This window comes from Roseococcus sp. (genome assembly GCF_965227005.1).
Lineage (GTDB): Bacteria > Pseudomonadota > Alphaproteobacteria > Acetobacterales > Acetobacteraceae > Roseococcus.
In genome coordinates, this window is sequence record NZ_CBDDFJ010000015.1 from 24,666 (window position 1) to 30,724 (window position 6,059).

General features: G+C 73.5%; 5 protein-coding genes and 1 pseudogene. 2 read left to right on the forward strand and 4 right to left on the reverse strand.

The annotated features are described in order from the left end of the window. The first annotated feature begins 24 nt into the window (after positions 1 to 24). Positions 25 to 768, forward strand: a complete 744-nt coding sequence (locus ACO057_RS06280) for an ankyrin repeat domain-containing protein (protein ID WP_421989742.1) — start codon at positions 25 to 27, stop codon at positions 766 to 768. A gap of 356 nt (positions 769 to 1,124) precedes the next feature. Next, positions 1,125 to 1,370, forward strand: a complete 246-nt coding sequence (locus ACO057_RS06285; RefSeq protein ID WP_421989744.1) for a hypothetical protein — start codon at positions 1,125 to 1,127, stop codon at positions 1,368 to 1,370. Positions 1,371 to 1,373: 3 nt separating this feature from the next. Here ACO057_RS06285 and ACO057_RS06290 read toward each other — a convergent pair whose 3' ends face one another. The 4 genes and pseudogenes from ACO057_RS06290 to ACO057_RS06305 all read right to left on the reverse strand — a co-directional run. Next, positions 1,374 to 2,696, reverse strand: coding sequence for an aldehyde dehydrogenase family protein (locus ACO057_RS06290; protein WP_421989746.1), 1,323 nt, complete (start codon positions 2,694 to 2,696; stop codon positions 1,374 to 1,376). After that, a complete protein-coding gene (locus ACO057_RS06295) occupies positions 2,693 to 3,949 on the reverse strand; it encodes a hydroxysqualene dehydroxylase (protein ID WP_421989748.1) in 1,257 nt (418 codons plus the stop codon). Before ACO057_RS06295 ends, ACO057_RS06290 begins: the two co-directional genes overlap by 4 nt. Next, positions 3,946 to 5,571, reverse strand: a complete 1,626-nt coding sequence (locus tag ACO057_RS06300; protein WP_421989750.1) for a squalene/phytoene synthase family protein — start codon at positions 5,569 to 5,571, stop codon at positions 3,946 to 3,948. The genes ACO057_RS06295 and ACO057_RS06300 overlap by 4 nt, the downstream gene beginning before the upstream one ends. Further along, positions 5,568 to 6,059 (reverse strand): annotated as a pseudogene (locus tag ACO057_RS06305) (glycosyl transferase); the annotation flags it as partial. The gene ACO057_RS06300 and the pseudogene ACO057_RS06305, both read right to left, overlap by 4 nt.

A 6,059-nucleotide genomic window follows, 5' to 3' on the forward strand; every position in this document is an offset into this window, starting at 1 on the left:
CGGCCTCTCGCCGCGCTGGGTGGCATGGGCTATGCCTCCCCGATCCGGGCGATCTTCGCCGACGACACGACCTTCGGAGGACGACAGATGATGCGCAGCACGGCATGGACGGCCCTCACCGCCGTCGCCCTCCTCGCGGTTCCTTGCGCCTTCGCGCCCTCCGCCCTGGCTCAGGGCATGCTGGGCAGCGGCCGGACCACGGCGCGCCCGGCGCCCGACCAGCGCCCTCGCGAGGCGGCGCCCGCGCTGCCCGGCGTGGCCGCGCAGCGCGGGCAGGCGCCGATCCCCGCCGAGACCCCGCCCTCGGCCATGAATCCCAATGACGCGCTCTTCGACGGTATCGCCCGCGGCGATATCCAGACCGTGCGCGACGCCGTCAGCCGCGGCGCCGAGGTCAGCTCGCGCAACGCGCTGGGCCTGACCGCGGTCGATTCCGCCGTGGATCGCGGCAATTCGGAGATCATGTTCTACCTGCTCTCGATCCGCGGTTCGGGCGGCGCGTCGCTCCCGCCCTCGGCCGCGTCCTCTGGCGCGCCCACGGCCCGTCCGGCCGATTCGCGTGCCGAGCGCGCCTCCGCCGCTCGTGGCCGCGCCGCGCCGGCGGCCCCGGTCCAGGCCGTGAGCGGCCCCTCGCGGCTGCCGCAGCTCTGGCAAGCCAATGGCGGCGCGGCGCAGCCCTCGATCGGCTTCCTCGGCTTCGATGCCGGCACGCCGGTCGGCGCGGCGCGGCCCAGCGCGGCCGCCGTCGTGCGTCGCGGCCGGGGCTGAACCGGAACAAATCGCGTTCGCGTTAACGAATAGGTAAGGACCTCAGGCGCAGGTTGTGCGGGCCGGGGAGCGGGAAGCAGCTCCCGGTTCCGATCCACAAAATGTGCGAGAGGTCCTCGTGATGACGTGTTTCCGCCAGGGCCATGCCCAGGCCGCCTGCGGCCGCGCGTCATGAGCGCCCGACCCTCCGCCGATACGCCGATCAGCCGTTCCCTTCGCGCCTGCAGGCCTTCCTCGCCTTGCCCCGGCTGCGGCCCGCCGGACGGCCCTTGCCGGTCCCGCAAGGGGCCACCGCGTGTCTATGCCCTGCCGGGCCAGGCCGCGCCGCTCATCAAGGGCGCCTCCGGCAGCGTCTCGTGCCGGCGCTTCACGGGCATGTGACCTTCGTCGCGGCGGACGTGACCACGGACCAGCAGACCCGCGCCTCGCACTATCGCGCGCAAATCCGGATCGATCCCGACCAGCTGGCCCGGCTCCCCGGCGTGGCGCTGGCGCCAGGCATGCCGGTGGAGGCGCATGTGATGCTCGGGCAGCGCTCCTTCTGGCAGTATCTGGCCCAGCCCGTGCGGGACTCCTTCGCCAGGGCCTTTCGGGAGAACTGAGGCCTATTTCACCAGGCGTCGGGCGAGGCGTTGCGCGAGCGCCGTCCGCGGCCGATCGAGGAGGCGGGACAGGCTCCAGCCGCCGTGTCGGGCGCGGGCGCGCAGATTGCTGAACTCGCGGAATCCCGCCTCGCCGTTGCGGCGTCCGAAACCGGAGGCGCCGATTCCGCCGAAGGGCAGCCCGGGAAAGGCGGCGTAGTCCAGCGCCCGGCCGGTCAGCAGCGCGCCGGATCTGGTGGAGGCAGCGAGTATCGCCTCCTCGGCGCGCGTGGCGCCGAAGGCGTAGATGGCCAAAGGATGCGGGCGGGCGCGGATCCAAGCGATCGCGGCGGCCAGGTCGGCGCATTCCTCCATCGCGAGGATGGGGCCGAAGATTTCCTCCTCCGCCAGGCCTCCCCACGAAAAGGCCAGGCCGATCGCGTTCGGGCCGGGCCCGGTCCAGGCGATGGTGACGCCCTCGGCGATGCGGTCCAGGCGGGCCTGCTGGCCGGGGTTGATCACGGCGGTTCCCGTTCCCGCGATGCCGCTGGCCCGCGCCGCGCGCGCGAAATCGGCGGCGCTGTGGCCGACCAGGAGCACGGTGTCTGGTGCGATGCAGGTCTGCCCGGCATTGATCGACTTCGCGGCGAGGATGTTGCGGGCGGCGCCGGCGAGGTCCGCGCCGGGGAGGATCAGCGCGGGGCATTTGCCGCCGAGCTCCAGCGTCAGGGGGGTGAGATGGGCCGCCGCGGCCGCCATGACCTTGCGGCCGGTCTCCGTCCCGCCCGTGAAGACGAGATGATCCCAGGGTTGGGCCGCGAAGTCGCGCGCGATGTCCGGGCCGCCCTGGATCACGACGGCGATGCGCGGCCCCCAGGCCTCGGCGGCGATCTCCTCGATCAGGGCGGCGATGCGGGGCGTGGCCTCGGAGGGCTTCAGAACGACGCGATTGCCTGCCGCGATGGCGTCGATCGCGGGCAGCAAAGCGAGCTGGAAGGGGTAGTTCCACGGCGCCATGACGCCGACGACGCCCTTGGGCACGCATTCCGTCCAGGCGCGCGCGGGCCAGAAGGGCAGCGGCACGGGGGCGGGCTTCGGGCGCGCCCAGTCGCGCAGCCAGCGGCGGGAATAGGTCGCGGCCTCGGCGACGAGGAGGACATCCGCCAGCAGGGTGTCGGTGCGGTCGCGCTCGCCGAAATCGGCATTGGCGGCGTCCGCGATGGCCTCGGCGCGGGCGATGACGCTTCGGCGGAGCGCGGCGAGCAGCGCCCGGCGTCGATCGAGGTCCGGCGCCCCGTCCTCGGCCTCGGCGGTGCGGAGGCGGGCCAGGGCGTCGGCGGGGGTCATGCTGGCAAGGCGCGGGCGGCGGCGAGGCCGGAGCGGATGGCGGCGTCGATGGTCGCGGGCAGGTCGGGCCAGGTCCAGTCGCCGGCCAGAGCGAGATTGGCGAGGGGCAGGCGCGGCGGGGTGGGGATGTGCCCCACGCGATGGCGCGGCGTGGCCCGGCGCTCCTTCACGACGCGGCAGGGCGGCGGCGCCTCGGGCCAGTCGCCGGCGACACCGAAGGCGCGGACGGCCTGGAGGATCTCCGCCCAGGCGCGGGGGGCGAGCTCGGCCACGTCCTGCTCGGCCTCGGAATCGCCCGCGCTGACGGTGACCGCCACGCCGGCCGGGCGGATCAGCACCCATTGGCACAGCGCGCCGATCAACCCGAGGAATCGCACGGGGCCGGTCGATTCCAGCGCGAAATGCAGGTTCACGATGGGCGCGTGGGCTTCGGGCGCGGGCAGGTCCGGCAGCAGGCGCTGGGCCTCCCAGGGCGGGAGGGCGAGAATCACGCGGTCAGCCGGGCCGAGTGGCGTCTCGTTGTCCTGGAAGATCAGCGTGGTGGCGCGGCCCCCCTCCTGGGCGATGGCGCGCAGGCGATGGCCCGGCCGATAGGCCGCCCCCGCCAGACTGAGCGCGGCAAGCGCCGGCTCCACGAGGTCCGGGCCAAGTCCGCGCTGCGCGACCAGCAGCCGCGTGGCACCGGGCGCGCCGAGGCGGCGCAGCACCTGGCCGAGGCGCTGCGACGAGGCCTCGCTGGAGGGCGTGTTGAGCGCGGCGATCACCAGCGGGTCCACGAAGCCGCGCAGGAAGGCCGGATGCGCGCGCATCGTCTCGGCGATGGTGCGGTCCTCGCCGGGCAGCGCCATCCCCGCCATGGCGAGCACGGCGCCGGGCGTGACGCCGGCCGGGCGGCGGTCGGAGCGCCACCAGCCGAAAGGCGAGAGCGAGACCAGCCGCGCGGAACCATCGGCCATGTCGAAGACCGGCAGCCCGCTCGGCTCGGGTTCCAGCCAGAACTGCCTTGCGCCGATGGCGTCGAGGAAGCTCAGTGCGGCGCGGTTGGCGCCGATCAGCGCATGGGTGCCGTTATCCGTGCCGTCGGGCAGCGCGCGGGCGCGGCCCCCCGCGCCCGGGGTGGATTCATGCAGCGTGACCAAGCGGCCCTGCGTCGCCAGCGCATGCGCGGCGGCGAGGCCGGCGAGGCCGGCGCCGACCACATGGGTGACACCGAGGCCCGGCCGCTCCACGTCACGATCGGAGGCGGTCGTCACCGCCCGGTGACCGCGAAGACCGCCATGCGGATCTTCTCGCCCTTGGTCAGCCGCGCGCGCACCCGCGGCAGCGACCAGCCGCGCGCCATCATGTGGTCGAGGATGCGGCGATAGCCCCACATCATCACCCGCGCCGGGCGCAGCGCCTCGGTGTTATAGCGCGGCAGCACGGCCTCGGCCTGGAAGTAGCCGGCGGTGGCGCGGCCGGCGATTTCCTTGCAGATGCCGGGGAAGGCCGGGTGCTCCACGATCGACTTCGCCGGCCCGTCGGGGATGCCCGCGCGCTTCAACACGCTCAGCGGGATGTAGACGCGGTCGCGCACCGCATCCTCATCCACGTCGCGCAGGATATTGGTGAGCTGGAAGGTATGACCGAGCGCCAGGCCCCAGCCCTCGGCCTTGGGATCGCCGAAGATGCGCACGCTCATCGCGCCCACGCTGCCGGCGACGCGGCGGCAATAGAGGTCGAGCGCGGCCTGGTCGGGCAGGCGCACGCGGTCGCCCGCATCGGTCTCCATGCCCGCGATCATGGCGTCGCATTCGGCATAGGGAATGTCGAAGGTCTCGCGCGCCCAGAGGAGCTCGCGCGAGAGGGCGCAATCGGGCGTGGTCAGCTTGGCGCGCCAGCCGGCCAGCAGGCGCCGCTTCTCCTCCTCGGGCATGCGGCCATCGGCGATGTCGTCCACCACTCGGCAGAAGGCATAGACGCCCCAGAGCGCCCGGCGGCGGTCGCCCTTCAGCGTCGCCATGCCGCGCGCGAAGGAGGAGCCCGCGCGGCTCACCCGCGCGGCGACGACCTGGGCGTCGGACGGCGCCGGGAAGGGGGCGGCGAGGCCCGCGAGGGCCATCTCCGGCTTGCCCAGGGCCACGCGGCCCAGCACGGGGTCCGCCGTGCGGAGCTTCGCGAGCAGCCGCCGCGCGAGGCCGAGGGTCATGGCCGATTGCAGCCGCAGCCGGCGCGAGGCGACGAGGTGCGGCAAGGCGGCGGCGCGGTCGAGCTGGTCCTCCACGCGGTCCAGCGCGGCGTCGAGAATCTCGCGGCGGCGGGTGTTGCCGGGCTCGAAGAAGGCCTCCTCGCCGCCGGCCAGATCCAGCCAGGATTGCGGGAGGTAGACGCGGTCCAGGCCATCGCGGTCGGTCACGAGGTCCTGGAGGTGATTCAGGATCTGCAGGGCCGTGCTGAGGCCATCGGCGGCATGCCTGGCCTCGGCGGAATCGGTGCCGTGCAGGCGCAGCAGCATGCGGCCCACAGGGTCGGCGCTGCGGGTGCAGTAGTCCTCGAGGTCGGTCCAGTTGGCGTAGCGGCGCTGCTCTGAATCCTGCCGGAAGGCGGCGAGCATGAGCCGGGCCTCATCCGTGCCGACCTGCTCGCGGTGCATCTTCGCGGCGACGGCGAGGTCGGTTCGCGGGTCGTCCAGCGCGGCTTCCATCGCATCGAGCCGGGCGATCTTCTCCGCGGGCGACAAGGAGGGGCTGTCGGCAATGTCGTCGGCCATGCGCACGAAGCGGTAGAAGGCCATGACCTTCGCGCGCACGGGCTTCGCCAGGATCAGCGAGGCGGTCGGGAAATTTTCCGTGTCGTGGTCCCGGTTGGGGGTCTCCGGGGCGGCCAGATCGTTCATGCCGGTCTTGTGCCGGGATATGCGCGCCCTTTCCAGCCCGCCGGGTAACCAAGCGCGCCGCGGACCAGGGCCGTCCATTGCAAAGCGAGGGCGACGAGGACCGTCAGAGGGTGCAGGGGCACGGTCCACCAGGGCTCGCGCGCGCGCCAGGTGACGGCGGCGCGGAGCGCGAAAGTGAGGGCGATGGCGGCGGCGGCCTCGGGGCGGGGCAGCAGCGCCCAGGGCCAGAGATGCGCGCCGGCCAGCAGCACCGTCCAGACGGGCAGGCCGAGAGGTGTGGCCATTCCCTCACGCGCATTCTTGAGGAATCCAGACCAGGCATCGCCGAAGCCGTCATACATGCGGCAGGCGGCCAAAGGCGCGCCGTCGACGACCTCGGTGTCGGAGCCGGTTTGCCGGAAGCGGCGGGCCAGGGCGATGGCATCGTGCAACACGCCGCGGATGGCCGCGTGGCCCCCGGCGCGTTCATAGGCCGGGCGCTCGACCAG